The sequence below is a fragment of the uncultured Brachyspira sp. genome (assembly GCF_910578695.1).
Classification (GTDB): domain Bacteria; phylum Spirochaetota; class Brachyspiria; order Brachyspirales; family Brachyspiraceae; genus Brachyspira.
In genome coordinates this window covers 1-19123 of sequence record NZ_CAJTQJ010000047.1, presented here as the reverse complement: position 1 = coordinate 19123, position 19123 = coordinate 1, and the positions used below count along the sequence as shown (strand labels likewise).

Sequence of the window (19123 nt, the reverse complement as noted above, 5' to 3'; positions counted from 1 at the left end):
TAGTTTCTGATGAAATAATTGAGGGGGAGAAACTTGAGGGAATTGAGTATATTCTTAAAGTTAAAATTGGTATATATTTGCTTTATTTATTATCAAATTTTTTATTTTTCATATTTCTATATAGTGCTGATGATATTTATTTTATTTTTATACATAAAATATCTATAAATTGTAATGGTTTAAAATATTTATTTTTATTAATTATATTTTTTATTATTATGATACTTTTATTTTATGTTTCTATTTATTATATATTTGTTTTTATGATATTATTATACTCAATTAAATTATTTTTCATAAATAAGAAATTATATTTATTTAAAAAACATGCAATTTATAATAATATTATAGATAAAGTAATTTTATTTGTTTTTTTGATTTTTTTAATAATACCAAGTTTTGTATATAATTTAATGCCTAAAACATATATTGATAATTATGAAAATAGAAACTTAAAAGAAAAACCGCATTTTATTATTTCTAATATAAATGATTATACAAAAGAATATGAAGATTACTTCAATGATAATTTACCATTTAGGAATAATATAATATATTTAAAAATATATTTAGACTATTATTTATTTAATAATTTAATAGAGAAAAATACTATATTAGGTAAAGAATCTAATTTATTTGTAAAAGATGGTATTATAATGGACGATTTTGTAGGTAATTATTATTTTGACGATGAGGAATTAGAAATAATAAAAAATAACTTGCTGTATGTTAGAGATAAATTAAAGTCTTCAGGTATTGATTTTATTTTAATGATATGTCCTGATAAAAATTTTATATATTCAGAATATATGCCTGATTATATTAAAAGAAAAACAAGCTTTAATTCAAGCGATAGATTTGTAGAATATATGAGAAAAAATACTGATATTAAAATAGTTTATCCAAAGCAGGAATTATTAAAATATAAAAATGAATACCAATTGTACTATAAATATTCAGACTATACTCATTGGACTAGGCTTGGAGCTTATATTGGTTATTATGAACTTATCAATGTTTTAAATAGAAATATTCCTCATATAACTAATTCCAATATAAAATTATTTACTGTTTTAACAAATAATTATTTCTCATTTATTGGAATTTATGAAGACGATTATATAGTTGATAATTATCATTTAAGAGAGTCTTCTAATGAATATAGTATGAGCATTACAAATAATTATATAAAGTATGAGGCGAAAAATTATTCTGAAAATAAGAAAAATATATTTTTTATAAGGGATTCTTATATTGTAAATATGTCTAATTATGTAGTAAAAGATTTTAATAAAACTATTTTTGTTACTAATTTGTATGATTCCACAAATAGATATTCATATATCAAAAATGAAAAAACGGATATTGTTGTATTTGAAACAGTTGGCAGATATTTTTCTCATAGACTTTTAGGAATAAAATACTGTGTTTTAGGTGATGATTATTTATTAAGCGAGTCAATAACAAAAAGATAAACGAGCAGCTAATAATCGACAATAAGGAGGTTATTAGCTATTTTGAAGCGAGTTTATCGATAGCAATAAAATAAAAAAACTTGTGAGTGCCCGACATTCGTAAAAATTGCAGGAGTTATTGACGAACAAGTTTTTTATTAGTAAATAAATAAAATTATCATTTATTATCATTATTTTTCTTATATTCTATTGCCTCTTGTACTATAGGCACTAATACATCAAAATCTAAAGGTTTTTCTATAAGCCTGAATACCCCCTCAGCAATAATTTCTTTAACCATTTCAGTATTACCATAAGCTGTAATTATTATTATAGGTATAGAGCTTTTTCTCTTTTTCATCTCTCTTATAAGAGCAAGCCCAGTCATTGAAGGCATAAGCAAATCTGTAATAATGACATCAACGGGATTATGCTCTAATATAGTTATTGCTGATTTACCATTTTCTGCTGTAACAACTTCGAGATTATGAGGCTCAAAGGTATATGTTATAAGATTTCTTATAGGTTCTTCATCATCTACAGCAAGTATTAAAGGTTTACCATTAATCATATTCTACCCCAATTAAATGTATTTAGATAATCTGTAAAGAACATTTTTCTTACCTAGAAGTTCACATATATGAGATAATTCGCTTCCGGCAGAACTTCCTGTCAATACATATCTTATAGGGTGATATAGATTAGGTCCTTTCAATCCTGTTTCTTTCTGTGCTTTTTTAATCAATGCTTTCATATATTCATCTGTAATTTCATTAGTATTTTCTATCTCATTTTTTATGAATTGAAGAAGTTTTTTACTTTCTTCTTTATTTACTATTTCTTTCATTTCATCATTAAGCTCAAAATCATTTTCAAAGAATACAGGCACATATTTAACTATGTCTGATAAAACAGCACAGTTATGTCTTATAACAGAAACGAGTTTTTTAGCCCAATTATGTTCATCTTCAGTATAATTTTCTTTTAAAAAACCTCCGTTTACTAAATAAGGTATAAATAGCTCTGTAATTTCATCTAAATTGGTATTTTTTATATGCCAAGCATTTAAATGTCTTAATTTAAGAGTATCAAAAATAGCAGGACTTTTAGAAAATCTGTCTAATTTAAATGCCTTAATCATATCATCATCTATCATAGTTTCCATTGCTTCGGGGTGAGTCCAGCCTAATAATGCAAGGAAATTTCTCATAGCCTGAGGAAGATATCCCTCATCTTTATATTCCATCAAAGTAGCTGCACCATGCCTTTTTGATAATTTTTTTCTGTCATTTCCAAGTATTGAAGAAGTATGTGCAAATTTAGGTATTTCAGATCCCAATGCCTCATAAATAAGTATCTGTTTTGGAGTATTTGATATATGATCCTCTCCTCTTATGATATGAGAAATTTTCATAAGCATATCATCTATAACAACAGCATAATTGTAAGTAGGAAATCCGTTTTCTCTTACTATAATAATATCTCCTATCTCATCACTGTTAGTTTTTACTACTCCTCTCACAAAATCATCAAAAGTGATAATCTGATTTTTTGGAACTCTGAATCTTATTTTAGCAGGCTCTCCATTTGCTGCTCTTCTTTTAGCTTCTTCTAAAGGTATATCCCTACATTTTCCATCATAAATTATAGGCTGATTTAGAGTTCTCTGCATATTTGATTTTTTTTCTAATTCTTCGGAAGTACAGAAACAATAATATGCTTTTCCTTCTTCCATAAGTTTTTCAGTATATTTTTTATATATATCCAATCTTTCAGACTGAAAATAAGGACCATAATCACCGCCTATTTCAGGACCCTCGTCCCAATCTATTCCAAGCCATTTTAATGATTTTATAGCCATATCGACAGCTTCTTTTGTGCTTCTTTCCTGATCTGTATCTTCTATTCTTAATATTAATTTTCCATTTATAGCTTTGGCATACAGCCAATTAAATAATGCTGTTCTTGCATTTCCTATATGTAAAAAACCTGTTGGAGATGGGGCAAAACGAACCCTAATTTCCGACATAATTTACTCCTTGATTTTTAAACTTGACTTATTATACATTAAAATAAATAAATATCAATTAATATAATAGTTTTATGCAAAAATAAATTTTATAAATTATATTGCTTAATAAGAAATATTATTGATTACTAAAACCAAATAGCTATAAAGATACAAGAAAATTATTAATATTATTATCAAATATATTATTATCATTTATATTAAACATATGAACTTTAGATTCAAAATCATCTTTTGATATATAAAGTTTTCCATTGATTCTTTTTATTGTAACTATAAACATTTTAGCAGTTGAATATATAAAAAATTCTTTCCTATATTCATCACTATTTTCTATGTAGTTAGATTTATCAATATAATTGTTAATTTCCAAAAAATTAATCAGTTCTTCTGCATCATAATATAATTTAGACATTAACAGGCACCTTTTTTATATCTAGCTCTTCTATTTTGAATGAAGAATAATTGGCATCATCATTAGAATTATTTAATAATATGTCTAATAGTTTATTATTAATATTATTAATTTTATCATTTATAATTTTAATTTTACTATTATAAAGAATTGCAAAATCATTTAATTTTTTTATTTCTTTGTTTATATTTTTAGAATCTGTTAGTAAATTATTTATGTCTTCTATATTGTCTATTACAATTATTTCATTAATTTCTTCTTGTATATCATCATTGATTTCTTCTAATTTGTTAGGAAATAACTCTTCTATTATCTTTTTTAGTATACTAGTTTCTGTATTTTTATTGATATTTTTTCCTAATTTAGCTAAATTGAAATTTATTCTTCTATATTCTTTCCAATACGAATCAAGATGATGAGAATAAGTAATATTTATTATATTATCTAAATCACTAGATTTTTTTACTAAACTATTTAAATCATATATAATATTTAAAACTAGTTTTTTAGCAGTATCTTCAATAGTATTTGAAGATGAATATGTTGCTGTTTCTAAACAAATACCCTGAAATTCATATTTTCCAAACTTACTTATCATATAATGTAAATGCGGGAGAGACCATTCTTTATTTGTTCTAAAACTTATTTTTCCTATAGCTACAAATTTCAAATGACTAATATCCAAAATATCTGCTGTATATCTTTTCATAAATATCCTAAAATATACTCTAAGCAAAATTTATACCTCGATATAGTAATAATGATAGAGTAATAATTTAATAAATTCACATTTTATAGTATATAATAATTAACAATAAGTGTCAATATTTATAAAATGCAGGCAAATATAACTTTATTATATTTTTTGTTTTATTTTTTATATAAAAACTTGAAATATTTTTTTATTATGATATAATAAAATGCAATTCTATATTTGGTGTTTTATGAGTAATATCGTTGTCATTACAGCCCCTTCAGCTGCAGGTAAAACTACTTTAATAAAAAGGTATATGGCTAATCATACTAATGCAGTTTTTAGTGTTTCTCATACAACTAGAGAGAAAAGGGCAAATGAAGTTGATGGTGCTGATTATTATTTTATAGATAAAGAAAAATTTGAAGAAATGATAACTGAAGGCGAATTTTTAGAATGGGCATTAGTTCATGATAATTATTACGGAACATCTTTTAAAGAATTAGAAAAAGCTGATAATGAAAATAGTATTTTAATACTGGATATAGATATTCAAGGGGCATTATATGTAAAAGAAAAGGGAATAGATGCCAATTATATATTTATAACTCCTCCTTCTATAGAAATTTTGAAAGAAAGACTTATAGGAAGAGGTACCGAAACGGAAGAGAGCATTAAACTTAGAATCTGGGATGCCAAAAGAGAATTAGAATATAAAGATAAATTCGATATTATTATAGAAAATGATGATATTGAAGAAGCTTATAAAAAATTAGAAGAAGCTGTCAATTCAAAATTATAAAAATCAAATATATGGAGTTTAATATATGGGTATAATACCATTAGAGAAACTTATAGAATATAAGGGAAACCGCTATGAACTTAGTAAAGCTATGATTGAATTAGCTAAAAATGGAAGTACTCTTCTTAAAGGCGAGACTAAATACAGCGGAGGAAAATATATACCTACTGTTATGAAAAATATACTTGACGGTAAAATTAAGTATGAATATGAAGAAGGTGTAGATATGACTATAGATGAGGAAGCACCTTTCAAACATTCTGATATTACTTATGATGAAAGTCAGTATATTTTTGAAGATGATTCTCAAGAGAAAGAAACTGATTCTGATACAGATGATTATGATGAATATTCTGAAGATGATGATAATTCCAAAAAGAAAAAAACTTCTTTAAAGAAAAAAGATGAATAAATAAAGTGAAAAAAATAGTATTCATATCAGGAGCAACAGCTTCAGGAAAAAGCAGTTTTGTGCATAAACTTATGGATAACTATTTCAATAATGCCGCCATAATATCTATAGACTCTATACAGGTTTATAGATATATGGATATAGGCTCTGCCAAGCCCTTGCCTCAGGAAATAAAAAAATACAATTATAAAATGATTGATATATTAGAACCTTCGGTCAATTTTAATATAAAAGAATATCTTAATATATTTAAAGATGTAATAAAAAGTATAGATAATATGCCTATATTCGGAGTTGGGGGCACAGGATTTTATATAGATGCTATAAAGTACGGTATTTTTGATGAAGAAAATGATAATCAGGAGGCTTCTCAAAAAATTAGAAAGGAGCTTTATTCTAGAATAGATGAATACGGACTTGAAAGTTTATATTCAGAGCTTTTAAATATTGATAAAGAAACAGCTGAAAATATAGATAGATTTAATGCAAGAAGAGTTGTAAGAGCATTGGAAGTTTATTATAATACAGGCAGAAAGTTTTCTGAATTAAAAAAACTTAGAAAGCCTATTATAGATTTAGATTATTTAAGCTATATTATTGATATAGACAGAGAAACTCTTTATGATAATATTAATAAAAGAGTTGATATAATGTTTGAAAACGGCTTGCTTGATGAAGTTAAAAATATAATAGATATGGGAATAGATAATACTTATACATCTATGCAGGCTATAGGCTATAAAGAAGTTTATGATTATTTAATTAATAATTCTATGACTTTAGAAGATACTATTAAGCTTATTAAAAAGCGTACAAGAAATTTTGCTAAAAGACAGCTGACTTGGTTCAGACGTGAAGAACATAGAAGAATAAATGAAAATGATTTGCATAAAGCTTGTGATGAAATAAAATCTTTTTATAATATTAATTAATATAAATAAAATATTTTGACAAAAATAATCATTTTGATATAATGAATTAAAATTTATATTTTTGGTAATTGTATGAGTGAAATAAAAAATGATAATGAAATTAAAGATTATAATGAAATAAAAATTGAAAAAGAAGAAATAAAAAAACAAATAGAAGAAAAATCTAATAATACTGTTAAGCTTTTAATAATCAGAGGGCTTAAAATAACAGCAGCAGAATCTTGTACAGGCGGATTATTTGCCTCAAGCATAACATCAGTTTCAGGTTCATCTGAATGTTTTGAAGGCTCTTTTATAACTTATTCCAATGAAATAAAGCATAAAATAATCAATGTAAATAAAAATACATTAGAAAAATATGGTGCTGTAAGCGAAGAATGCGTACTTGAAATGTCAGAAAACAGCAGAAAAATAATGGGAAGCGATATATCAATAGCAATAAGCGGTATAGCAGGACCTTCTGGAGGAAGCAAGGATAAACCTGTTGGACTTGTATGGATATGCTTGGCTTCTGAAGGTTATATTAAGGCTTATAAAAATATATTTAAAGGTAATAGGGATTTGATTAGAGCACAAAGCGTATTATTTGCTTTGAATTTAACAGAAAATTTTATAAAAAAATGTTAGATAATAATAACATTAATATAAAAAATGCAGTTTAATAAAAAAATTTTAAAAAGTCTATTATAAATTTCATAAAATATTATGTTTACTTGTTGACAAAAATAATTATGTAAACTAATATTCATAAAAAAAGAAAAAAATAGTTATGTAAACCATATATAAACATAATTTTTTATAAAGTAAACATAACTATATCCGATAAATTATAAAGATAACTTTTATTAGGTGGTTTCTAATGCAGGACTTTATAAATAAACTGACAAGTCAAATAAAAAATATTTTTTCTAAGACAACATCATTGCAAAAAGCCGTCTTAATAGGCGTTTTAGTAATAGGTCTTGGGGCGATAGTAGCAACAATAATGCTTACATCAAGAAAAACAGGCACATTACTGTTTCAGCAGCCGTTGTCTCAGGAAGATGCCAGAAATGTTATAGCAGTATTAGATGCTAATAACATAAGATACCAATATAGAAATGGTTTTATTACTCTTAACAGCCAAAATGATAAAGCAAGGGCAGAATTAGAATTGGTAAAAGAGGGAAGAATGCCTATGGGAGTTGACGGCTGGGAATTATTTGATGCTCCCCGTATAGGTATAACAGATGCTGAGCTTGATATTAACAAAAGAAGATCTTTAACTAAAGCTATAACACAGCTTTTAACTAAACTTGATTTTGTTCAGGAAGCTACAGTAGATTTAGCATTTCCTAAAAAGGAATATTTGACAGATATAGATTCTCCTGTTACAGCATCGGTAGTTATTAAAGCACAGCCTTTCAAAGAAGAAATATTGAGAGATCCTAAAACTGTTAGAGGCTTGCAGCAGTTAATAGCTATGGGTGTTGATAAATTAAAACCTGAATTTGTAACAATTACAGATAGTACAGGATATGTATTAACTGATTTTACAGATGAGGCTGCCAATTTAAAATTAAAAGTAGCTCAGGAAGAATTAAAAATAGTTGACAGAGAGAGAAAAAAGATAGAAAATAAAATAAGACAGACTTTAGGAAGAATATATACAAACAGAGTAGAAACAACTATAGCATTAGAACTTATTTGGGATGATATTTCAATAACAAATAATTTGGTTCTTCCAATAATATTAAAAGAAGATGATCCTGCAACACCTTATGATGACAGTCAGTTTACTAATAAGGTTCAGGTTTCAAGCCGTACAGTAACTGAAGATTGGAAAGGACAGCAGTTTATACCTCAAGGTGCTGCCGGTGCTGAAGAAAATGTGCCTCCCGGATATAAGGATAAAAGCGACAGATGGCAGGCATATACAAAAACAGATACTCAGGATAATTATGAATTGAGTAAAAGATATGAGGCTATTAAAAAGGGAAGTTATCAGATAGGAAAAATATCTGCTGCAGTTGCTTTAGACGGAAGATGGACTAAGGTTTATGATCAAAAAGGAGAGCCTATAATAACTAACGGAACTTCTTATGTAAGAGAATATCATCCTGTAACATCTGAAGAGATAAGAAATGTTGTTTCTTTAGTACAGGCTGCTATAGGTTATGATTTGAAAAGAGGAGATCAGGTAAGCGTAACCCATATTCAGTTTGATCATTGGGATAGATTCGATGCTGAAGATGCCAGACTTATGAGAGACAGATTTGTAAAAAAAGCATTAATAATAACAATGATTTCTTTACTCTTTTTATTTGTATTAGCATTGGCAATAAGAGCTTTACAGAAAGAACTTGCTAGAAGACGCAGACTTAGAGAGGAAGAACTTGAACGCAAACAGATGGAAATGCGAAGACAGGCTATGATGAATGCCAATGAAGAGCCTATAAGCGAGATGAGTTTAGAAGATGCCGCTCGTAAGAAACTTATGGATGAAGTTATAAGAGTAAGCCACGAAAGACCTGAGGATGTTGCACAGCTTCTTCGTACTTGGATGGCTGATGATAAGAGTTAATAATTATTGAGTTATAAATAAAAAATTAGGAGTAAAATTATGCCTGCAGAGAAAGAAAAAGATAAAAAACAACGGGTATTAAGCGGCCGTCAGAAAGTTGCTATATTTTTAGTGTCATTAGGAATGGAAACATCAAGCGAAATATTCAAGCATTTGAGAGAGGAAGAGATAGAACAGATAACATTTGATATTGCAAGACTTGAAAATATAGAATCTTCTGATAAAGATACTGTATTTAGAGAATTTCAGGAGATGATGATAGCTCAGGATTTTATAACTCAAGGCGGTATAGATTATGCGAGAGATTTGCTTGAGAGATCTGTAGGAAGCCAGAAGGCAGTAGATATTATCAATAGACTTACTTCTTCATTGCAGGTAAGACCATTTGATTTTATACGCCGTACAGACCCTGCACATTTGCTTAACTTTATACAAGGCGAACACCCTCAGACTATTGCACTTATTCTAGCTTATTTGGATGCACAAAAGGCTGCTAGTATATTGGGGGCTTTACCTACTGAGATTCAGCCTGATGTAGCTAAGCGTATTGCTATAATGGACAGAACTTCTCCTGAGGTTTTAAGAGAGGTTGAAAGAGTACTTGAAAGAAAACTTTCTACTCTTGCAAGCGAAGACTTTACTTCTGCAGGAGGTATCGACTCTATAGTAGAAATCATAAACAGTGTTGATAGATCCACTGAGAAAAGTATTATTGAGAGTTTAGAGGAAGATGATCCTGAACTTGCAGAAGAGATTAAGAAGCGTATGTTTGTATTTGAAGATATTGTTTTGCTTGATGACAGAGCCATACAGAAAGTACTTAGAGAAGTTGATTCAAGCGATTTGGCTAAGGCACTTAAAAGTGTTGATACAGATGCACAGGATAAAGTTTACAGAAATATGTCAAAAAGAGCTGCTGCATTGCTTAAAGAGGATATGGACTTTATGGGACCTGTTCGTCTTAAAGATGTTGAAGAGGCTCAGCAGAAAATTGTTAATATTATTCGTAAGCTTGAAGAACAAGGAGATATTGTTGTTGCACGTGCAGGCGAAGATGAAATGGTTGTATAATTTTTATTAATGAAAATTATTTATATATAGCGTTTTTAAGAATATTGGGAGTAAATTATGCCAGAAAAGGTTTTTAAATCCAAAAGTATTGTTGAACTAACTCAGAAAGTTAATATTGCAGTACCTCATCATAAATCTCAGGAAGAATTAGATTATGAAGAGTCGCAGGAGGAATACAGAGGTCCTTCTATCGAAGAGATTGAAGCTGAGATTGCAGGACTTAGAGCTCAATGGGAAGAAGATTTAAGAGATATGAGAAGAAAAGCTGTTGATGAGGCTGACAGAATTATTGAAGATGCTAAAACACAGGCTTTTGAGATATTTAAATCTAAACAAAATGAAGCACATTTTATTTCAGAGCAGGCTAAAGTTGATGCTTCAAGAATAATACAAGATGCTAATTCTGAGAAAGAGAAAATAGAAAGCGAATCCGAATCTATAAAAGATGCTGCATATAAAGAAGGCTATGCAAAAGGATATGATGAAGGCTTTGAAAAGTCTTTTTCTGACAGTAATAATGATTTAGTAAAATTAACAGAGAAAATGAAAAAAATACTTGCTGAAACTATTAATAAAAGAAATGAAATAATAGATGCGGCAGAGGCACAGGTTATTGAAGTTGCTGTACTTATAGCTAAACGCGTTGTAAAAATGCTTACAGAAAGAGATAAAGGTATAGTTATAAGGAATATTCAGGAGGCTTTAAGAAGAATTAAAGGCAGAACTAAAATCACTATAAGAGTTAATATTGATGATTTGGAAGTTTCTGCAAGACATAAAGATGAGTTTTATCAAATGCTTGATAAGATTGAAGGTGTAACAGTATTGGAAGACCCTAATGTTGATGTAGGCGGATGTATGATAGAAACTGATTTCGGAGATATTGATGCTAGAATAAATACTCAGCTTAATGAAATAGAAACTGCTATTAAAGAAGTAGAGCCTATAAAAGGTTTCTAATTTTATTATAGGGCTGATTATATTATGATTTAGGACTGATGATATTATGATGAAAGAAGAAAATATAGATTTTGATAAAGAGGTAAAAAAAACATTTGAAAAGTACAGAAAAGTAGTTGATGATGTTTCTTTATTAAAGTCTTACGGCAAAGTTAAAGAGGTTATAGGTTCATTGGTTATCAGCGAAGGACCTTTCTGCAGACTTGGAGATATATGCCGTATATATATGAATGATAATACTTATGTTGATGCTGAGGCTATAGGCTTTAGAAATCAAGATGTATTATTAGCTACTTACGGACCTGTTAATGGAATAACTTTCGGTAATATGGTTTATTCTTTTGAAAAGCCATTATCTGTTATGTGCTGCGATGAGATATTAGGCAGTGTATTAGATGCCAGAGGAAAGCCTCTTGCAGGAGGAGGACATAATTTTTATGAAACTCCGATACCTGTTTCGCATTCATCAGTAAATCCTATGAACAGACCTAGAATAAATAAGCATATACAGACAGGCGTAAGGGCAATAGACGGGCTTTTAACTGTAGGAGAAGGGCAGCGTATGGCTATAATGAGCGGTACAGGTGTAGGTAAATCTACACTTTTATCTATGATAGCTAGAAATACAAATGCTGATGTTAATGTTATAGCATTAATAGGAGAGAGAAGAAGAGAAGTAAGAGATTTTATAGAAAGAGATTTAGGAGAGGAAGGATTAAAAAAAAGCATATTAGTTGTTGCTGCAAGCGATGATGCTCCTCTTTTGAGAGTGCGTGCTGCATATACTGCAACTGCTATAGCTGAATATTTTAGAGATAAGGGCAAAAGTGTTATGTTTATGGTGGATTCTGTAACTCGTTTTGCTTTGGCTCAAAGGGAAATAGGACTTTCAAGAGGAGAGCCTCCTACTACAAGAGGTTATACTCCAAGCGTATTTTCAGAGCTTGCTAAACTTTTGGAACGCACTGGTACTTCTAATAAAGGTTCTATTACTGCATTTTATAATGTATTGGTTGAAGGAGATGATTTAGACGAGCCTATAACTGATGCTGTAAGAGGTATATTAGACGGACATATAGTTTTATCTAGGGATTTGGCAAATAGAGGACATTTTCCTGCTATTGATATTAATAAAAGCATATCTAGGATTATGAATGAAGTAGTTTCCAATATGCATAAAAAGGCCGCCAGAGAATTTTTAAAGATGAGTGCTGACTATAATGAAGCTAAAGAACTTATAATGATAGGCGGATATGCTAAAGGAAGTATGCCTGAAGTTGATAGGGCTATTGATTATAAAAGTATGATGGACAGATATTTACAGCAGGATATGTATGAAATTTCAAGTTTTGCTGACAGTAAAGAGGCACTTTTATCTATGTTTTATTCACGTGAAGATATAGAAGAGGATTTAGTAAATAGCGGAGATGTAAAAAAAGCAGATGACAGAACAAATATTTCCGACAATGTAGAATATGCTAATGATATGGTTATACTGTAGATTCTGTTAAAAGATTAGTATGAAGATAATAAAGAATTAATATTTATGAAGAGATTTGTTTTTAACCTTGAACCTTTATATAAACTTAGAAAAAATATAGAAAAGCAAAAACAGGCTGAAGTTGCTGAAGTTTCTGCTTTATATAATAAAGAGAGAGACGGAAAAGACAGCTGTCTTATAAAAATCAGCGACGGTATAAGGTTCGTTGATAATATGGAAAATAATGATGAAATGCTTAATATGAGTATTTATCTTGGAGAGTATATAAATGCCTTGAATTCTCAGATAGCTATACATGAAAATAAAATGGCTGAGATAAATATTGAGCTTGTGAAGAGACAGGAAGTTCTTCAGGAGGCTTCAAGACAGAGAAGAGCTGTTGAGCTTTTAAAAGAAAAGAAATTGTTAGAATATAAAAAATTAAAGAATAAGGAAGAACAGGCTAAGCTAGATGAATGGAAAAAAGAATATATTTCCAGCGATGCTTATATATATTGATAATTTAATAAGAGGTATTATTTATGATAGAATCAGTACAAAGAATACATACAAGAATAGGGGAGATTCAGGATACTTTTAATAAGCTGGGTTTTGCTCCTATGAATACAAAGACTCCTGTAAAACCTTTTTCAGAATATTTAAATGATGCTATGGCGGCGGATAGTGATAGTTATAATACAAAAGATAAATCTATAATTAATGATACTAATAAAAAAATTGATAATGGAAAAATTAATGATGCTTTCAAAGGAAATATATCTTTTGGTGTTTATGATGGAAATACAAATAATTTTGCTAAGGCTGTAAATGCATACAAAAAAGCTTCAGCAGAGAGTTTTCCTACGAAATATGATGATATAATTAAAGAGGCGGCTGAAAAATATTCATTGCCTGAAAATTTGATTAAAGCTGTTATAAAGCAGGAGTCAAATTATATTCCTAATGCTGTAAGTCATAAAGGTGCTGTAGGATTAATGCAAATAATGCCTCAGACAGGAGCAGGCTTAGGAGTAGCAGATAAAGATATGCTTAAAGATCCTTATACTAATATAATGGCCGGAAGCAGATATTTATCTCAAATGCTCAATAGATATGACGGAAGACTTGATTTATCATTATCAGCATATAATGCAGGACCTTCTTTAGTAGATAGGCTGCAGAGGATTCCTAATATAGAGGAAACTAAAAATTATGTTAGAAACATTATAGGATATATAAAGTAAAGTTAACATAATAAAAACTAAATATGTTTGCTTGACTTTTTTATTCTGTAATTTTATAATATTTTACAAATTTGCCCGCTTAGCTCAGTAGGCAGAGCATCACCATGGTAAGGTGAGGGTCGTCGGTTCGATTCCGACAGCGGGCTTTTGTTCAGTATTATAATATAAAATATCAAAACTATAATATAAAAGAGGATTTATGAGAATAAAACTTTTGGCGGTTATGGTATTATTTTTAATGACTATACCGCTTTCATACGCTTTCGATAAAACTCCGTATTATGTAAACACAGAAACTTATGATTCATACAGAGAGTTATTAAGAGGTGTGCATTATTATAATCAAGAACGTTATGATGCTTCTATAGCTAGTTTTAGAAACTCTCTTAATACAAATCCTACAGATAAGTTTATAAGATACTGGTATAGCAAGTCTTTATACAAAGCAGGGTATATGTCTTTGGCTATTAATGAATGGCTTAATATTACAAGAATGGGATATGAGGATCCTATAATACTTTCTAAAATTAATAAGTATGATTCTGCTAATTTTGCTGAAGAGAAAAAAGATATTTTAAGCAATTTTATTTATTTAAAGGCTTTTTCTACTAATGCTAAATTTTTAAATAATATTAATCAGCCTATACAGATAAAAGTAATGCCTGACGGAAGTTTATATGTTTTGGACTATGCTGATTCTTCATTAAAAAAATTTGATGTTAATGGTAATCTTACTGCAAAAATTTCAAATGGAAAAAGATTAGAAGCAGAGCAGACTAGCTGGTGGAAAAAAGCTTTACAATTTATAGCAAGAGTTTATCCTTATGAAAAATTAGAAAATCCTAGAGGTTTTGATATAGATAAAAATGGATATATATATATAGCGAATACAAAAAAAGATAAAATATTTAAATATGATTCAAATCATAATTATATTACTAATATAGGCGTTTCAGGGGTAAGCAATGGGCAGCTGCTTGGTCCTTCTGATATTGCCATTGATATGGAAAGTAATTTATATGTTTCAGATACTGGAAATAATAGAATAGCTGTATTTGATATTGACGGAAATTTCTTATACAGTTTCGGAAGACTTGGAGAAAATGAGGGAGAATTATTTTCGCCTGCAGGCATAGCTGTTAATGACAGATATATATATGTGGCAGATATGGGTAATAAGAGGATACAGCAATTTGATTTGAATGGAAATTATATTCAGACTATTAAGCATAATTTATTTAATGAGCCTAGAGGATTATCATTTTCTAAAGACGGAAATCTTTATATAGCTGACGGAAATAAGATATTCTATTATGATGTGAATGCTTCTGACTTCACTATATTTAATAATTCAGAAAGATATACTGCTACTCCTACCTCTGCTGCTGAGGGACCTAATGGAGATATATATCTTACAGATTTTATTTCTGGAAGAGTTGATGTATATACTAGAAAAGAAGAATATTATGCAAATTTAGATGTATTTGTAGACAGAGAGTATTTAAATAGATTTCCTCTTGTGGCGGTATCTGTTACTGTAAGAGATAGAATGACAAATCCTGTTATAGGATTAACTGCTGAAAATTTCTTTGTTACAGAGAATTCGGCTGTTGAACATAGGGTTGGTTTTTATGATGCTCCAGAACTGCATGAATATAGATTTGTATATTTAATAGAAGACAGTCTTGCTGCTAAGCCTTATGAGAATAGAATCAAAGAAGAGATAAGCAATTTTACTATAAACTTAACTAATAATGATGAGGTTTTAGTTATACATTATAATGATCAGGTTTATAAGTCTGATAATTATGATGCAAGAAATTTAAGAATACTTGAAAATGCTAATAATTTTAGATTTACAGGCGGAATATCTGCTTTAGATGATGCTTATTATGAGGCTGTAAGGCTTGCATGCAACAGCTTTAAGAAAACTGCTATTATACATTTTACAGTAAGCAGTCCCGATGACAGAGTATTTGATATGATGAATTTCGGCGATATATCAAGTTTTGCTAAGAATAATGCCATTTCTCTAAATCAGGTGTATTTAGGAGTTAATAAATCTAATTATTTCTTAGATTTAATGACAAAAAATACTTATGGTTATACTATAAATGCTGATTTGTCTATAGATTATGCAGGGGAGCTTAATAAAATAAAAAATATTGATTTTGGAAGATATTTTATATACTATAACAGCTTTAGAAATATGTCTCAGTCAGGACAATTTAGGTCTTTGAATGTAAGAGTTCAATACAGGGATATGTATGGCGAAGAAGAAGCAGGTTATGTAGTACCATAATAAAAGTTTATTAAATAAAGAGGCTTTTCATAGTATTATTGAAAAGCCTTTTTTATTTTTAATAAAAATTGTTTTTTATTATTATTAATAAAAATTGAATATAATTATCATATTTTATAATTTTTTATATATTTATAATTTTTTTTTTATATATATTATGATATAATATTATAAATTATAATTGCGAGTTTTAATATGCCTTTAGTTTCTGTAATAATACCAGTATATAATACTGAAAAATACATTTCTAAATGTTTGGATAGTTTAATAAATCAAACTTTTAAAGATATAGAGATAATTGTAGTTAATGACGGCTCAACTGATAATTCAAAAAGTATAGTAGAAGATTATATAAATTTAGATGATAGAATTAAACTTATAAATTTTGATATAAATAAAGGTTTATATGAAGCTAGATTAAGCGGTTTTGAAGCTGCTTCTTCTAAATATATATCCAGCTGTGATAGTGATGATTATTATTCATATAATTCTATTGAATTAATGTATAATAAGGCTGTAGAAACAAATGCTGATATTGTTCAAGGCAAAATGATTTCTTTGTATGATAATAATAAAAAAATCGAAAATGATTTTAATAAAATTTCTTATAGAATATTAGAAAATGATAATATTTTAGATTTTTTGTTTGAAGAATCTAGAAATTGGTCAATGTGCGGTAAACTGATTAGAAGAGATATTTTTAATTTATGCTTGATACACTATAGCAGAAATATACATATTGTTACAAATGAAGATTTACTTATATTTTTACCGATAGCATATTACTCTAAAAAACAAGTTTCTATTAAAAATGCAATATATTATTATAATAGAAAAAGTGAAACCAGCAGTCAAATTTTGGGAAATATAAATAAAGATAAAAAGCGTCTTGATGATATATTGATAGTATTTGATAAAGTAAAAAAATTTTTATTGAAAAATAATTTATATGATAAATATAAAATTTATAACTTAAAAAGATTGATAAGAGATTTTTTGTATTATTTTGAATATTTTAGTTACTCTAATATACTTAGAACAGAGTATTTAAATAAATTTATATCATTAGAAAATGATTTAATAAAATATATTGATAAAAAATATATCTCAGAAAATAAAATGTTTAAAAATATTAATTTCTTAGATATTAAATTTAATAATCAAAAAATAAACAGAAAAATAAATAATATAGGAATTGTTTATCATAGGCTTTATAATGGAGGAGTGGAAAGAGTTATATCTAAATTATCTTATATTTTTAACGAATATGGATATAATATTATAATTTTTACTGATGAAAAACCAAATGAAAATGACTATAGTTTGCCTAATAATACAACTAGAATTGTTTTATCTGATGATAATAATGAAAGATATAATATATTTAAAAATAACATAGAAAAATATGATATTGATTTGATTATACATAATTCTTGGATGTCCAATACATTATTAACAGATATCTTAATTATAAAATCTATTGGTATAAAAATATCTTGTATATTACATGGAGTATTTACACTTCCAATTTATATTTATGATGTAAATAAAATTTGTAGGGCTGATTTATTTAAACAGTTAGATTATGTAATTGTACTGTCTAACTCAAATAAAAAATTTTATGAATATTTTGGTCTTAATAATGTTTATTATATACCAAATCCTTTGACTTTTGTCAATAATACATTTACATCAAATTTATATACAAAAAATATAATATGGTTTTCTAGATTTGATATGTATAAACAGCCTCTGCTTGCTTTGGAAGCTTTTTCTAGAATTGTTAAAAAAGTTTCTGATGCAAAGTTATTTATGATTGGAAGCGGAGATTCGTATGAAGAAGAATATGTTAGGCAAAAGATTAAAGAATTAAAGATAGAAAATAATTGTAAATTGCTGGGTTATCAAACTAATATAGAAAAATATTTTCAAGAAGCTTCTGTACATTTATTTACTTCATCTTTTGAGGGGTTTCCTATGATTTTAGGTGAGGTAAAATCTTATGGTATACCTACAGTAATGTTTGATTTGCCATATTTAGAGATGGTTAAAGATAATATGGGTTTAATTACTGTTCCTCAGGGAGATATTGATTCTTTATCTAATGCTGTAGTAGAATTATTAGAAAATGATGAGTATAGGGTAAAATTAGGGATTGAAGCTAAAAATAGTTTAGATAAATATTCAGATAAAAATATAATAAAGTATTGGAAAAAATTATTTGATGATATTGAAAATAATAAGTTATCTGACAAGTTAGAATTAGATAATGAAGCAGCAAATGTTATAAATGAATTGGTAAATGCTGTCAAATTTGAGGAAAAGATTCTTAAAAAAGAAATTTTAGAAAATAAAGAAATGATAGATGAATTGCTCCCTACTTTTTTTGCTTTAGTTTTCTATCATAATTATTTTATCATAAAACTTTTCTTTGTTAAAATATCTGCTAAAATTAATAAATATTATGAAAAGCCAATTATTATAAGCTTAAATAATTTATTTAGACATTTATTTTATGTAAATAGTGATAAAAAATATATATATATAAAAATATTATTTATTAATTTCATATTTAAAATAAAATAATAATAAGGATATTATATGTTAAATAAAATATTCAAATTTATATACAATAAATATGACAGTGGTATATATAGAATAAGAAATATATTTGGCATTAAGATAGTAACAAAACCATTAGTTAATAAAATAAATATATTAGAAGAAAAAATAGATAAATTAATAAATAGAAATAAGATGTTTTT

Annotated in this window: 17 protein-coding genes and 1 tRNA gene; 14 read left to right on the top strand and 4 right to left on the bottom strand. The window is 27.5% G+C overall.

Annotation, left to right across the window (positions count from 1 at the left end):
- Positions 1-413: 413 nt before the first annotated feature.
- Entirely contained in the window at positions 414-1475 is a 1062-nt protein-coding gene (locus QZ288_RS10505) for a hypothetical protein (protein ID WP_295158647.1), read from the top strand.
- A 157-nt stretch (positions 1476-1632) separates the two neighbouring features.
- On the opposite strand, the gene QZ288_RS10500 is transcribed toward QZ288_RS10505, so the two are convergent.
- The 4 genes from QZ288_RS10500 to QZ288_RS10485 all read right to left on the bottom strand — a co-directional run bounded on the left by QZ288_RS10500 (position 1633) and on the right by QZ288_RS10485 (position 4607).
- Positions 1633-2025 carry a response regulator gene (locus tag QZ288_RS10500; RefSeq protein WP_295158645.1) on the bottom strand — a complete coding sequence of 131 codons (393 nt, stop codon included), beginning with the start codon at positions 2023-2025 and terminating at the stop codon, positions 1633-1635.
- A gap of 12 nt (positions 2026-2037) precedes the next feature.
- A complete protein-coding gene (gene gltX / locus QZ288_RS10495; protein ID WP_295158643.1) occupies positions 2038-3483 on the bottom strand; it encodes a glutamate--tRNA ligase in 1446 nt (481 codons plus the stop codon).
- A 142-nt stretch (positions 3484-3625) separates the two neighbouring features.
- Positions 3626-3898, bottom strand: coding sequence for a hypothetical protein (locus QZ288_RS10490; protein ID WP_295158641.1), 273 nt, complete (start codon positions 3896-3898; stop codon positions 3626-3628).
- Positions 3891-4607, bottom strand: a complete 717-nt coding sequence (locus QZ288_RS10485) for a hypothetical protein (RefSeq protein WP_295158638.1) — start codon at positions 4605-4607, stop codon at positions 3891-3893. The genes QZ288_RS10490 and QZ288_RS10485 overlap by 8 nt, the downstream gene beginning before the upstream one ends.
- Positions 4608-4842: 235 nt before the next feature.
- On the opposite strand from QZ288_RS10485, the gene gmk reads away from it, so the two are divergent.
- The 13 genes from gmk to QZ288_RS10420 all read left to right on the top strand — a co-directional run bounded on the left by gmk (position 4843) and on the right by QZ288_RS10420 (position 18944).
- Positions 4843-5394 (top strand): guanylate kinase, encoded by a 552-nt coding sequence (gmk, locus tag QZ288_RS10480; RefSeq protein ID WP_295158636.1) that lies wholly within the window; start codon positions 4843-4845, stop codon positions 5392-5394.
- Positions 5395-5419: 25 nt separating this feature from the next.
- Positions 5420-5806, top strand: a complete 387-nt coding sequence (locus tag QZ288_RS10475) for a hypothetical protein (protein WP_295158634.1) — start codon at positions 5420-5422, stop codon at positions 5804-5806.
- Positions 5807-5811: 5 nt separating this feature from the next.
- Positions 5812-6738, top strand: a complete 927-nt coding sequence (gene miaA, locus QZ288_RS10470) for a tRNA (adenosine(37)-N6)-dimethylallyltransferase MiaA (protein ID WP_295158632.1) — start codon at positions 5812-5814, stop codon at positions 6736-6738.
- A gap of 72 nt (positions 6739-6810) precedes the next feature.
- Positions 6811-7365 carry a CinA family protein gene (locus QZ288_RS10465; RefSeq protein WP_295158631.1) on the top strand — a complete coding sequence of 185 codons (555 nt, stop codon included), beginning with the start codon at positions 6811-6813 and terminating at the stop codon, positions 7363-7365.
- A 232-nt stretch (positions 7366-7597) separates the two neighbouring features.
- A complete protein-coding gene (fliF, locus tag QZ288_RS10460; protein ID WP_295158630.1) occupies positions 7598-9301 on the top strand; it encodes a flagellar basal-body MS-ring/collar protein FliF in 1704 nt (567 codons plus the stop codon).
- A gap of 39 nt (positions 9302-9340) precedes the next feature.
- Positions 9341-10372: a flagellar motor switch protein FliG gene (gene fliG / locus QZ288_RS10455; RefSeq protein ID WP_295158628.1), complete on the top strand. Its 1032-nt coding sequence runs from the start codon at positions 9341-9343 to the stop codon at positions 10370-10372.
- Positions 10373-10429: 57 nt separating this feature from the next.
- Positions 10430-11332: a flagellar assembly protein FliH gene (gene fliH / locus QZ288_RS10450; protein WP_295158627.1), complete on the top strand. Its 903-nt coding sequence runs from the start codon at positions 10430-10432 to the stop codon at positions 11330-11332.
- 46 nt (positions 11333-11378) lie between these two features.
- Entirely contained in the window at positions 11379-12833 is a 1455-nt protein-coding gene (locus QZ288_RS10445; protein WP_295158625.1) for a FliI/YscN family ATPase, read from the top strand.
- A 45-nt stretch (positions 12834-12878) separates the two neighbouring features.
- On the top strand, positions 12879-13331 hold the full coding sequence (locus tag QZ288_RS10440; RefSeq protein WP_295158624.1) for a flagellar FliJ family protein: 453 nt from the start codon (positions 12879-12881) through the stop codon (positions 13329-13331).
- Positions 13332-13354: 23 nt separating this feature from the next.
- Positions 13355-14056 (top strand): lytic transglycosylase domain-containing protein, encoded by a 702-nt coding sequence (locus QZ288_RS10435; RefSeq protein WP_295158622.1) that lies wholly within the window; start codon positions 13355-13357, stop codon positions 14054-14056.
- Positions 14057-14129: 73 nt separating this feature from the next.
- Positions 14130-14202: transfer RNA gene (locus QZ288_RS10430), tRNA-Thr, on the top strand.
- Between the two features lie 53 nt (positions 14203-14255).
- A complete protein-coding gene (locus QZ288_RS10425) occupies positions 14256-16358 on the top strand; it encodes a 6-bladed beta-propeller (protein ID WP_295158620.1) in 2103 nt (700 codons plus the stop codon).
- Between the two features lie 195 nt (positions 16359-16553).
- Positions 16554-18944, top strand: a complete 2391-nt coding sequence (locus tag QZ288_RS10420; protein ID WP_295158618.1) for a glycosyltransferase — start codon at positions 16554-16556, stop codon at positions 18942-18944.
- The last annotated feature ends 179 nt before the right edge of the window (positions 18945-19123 follow it).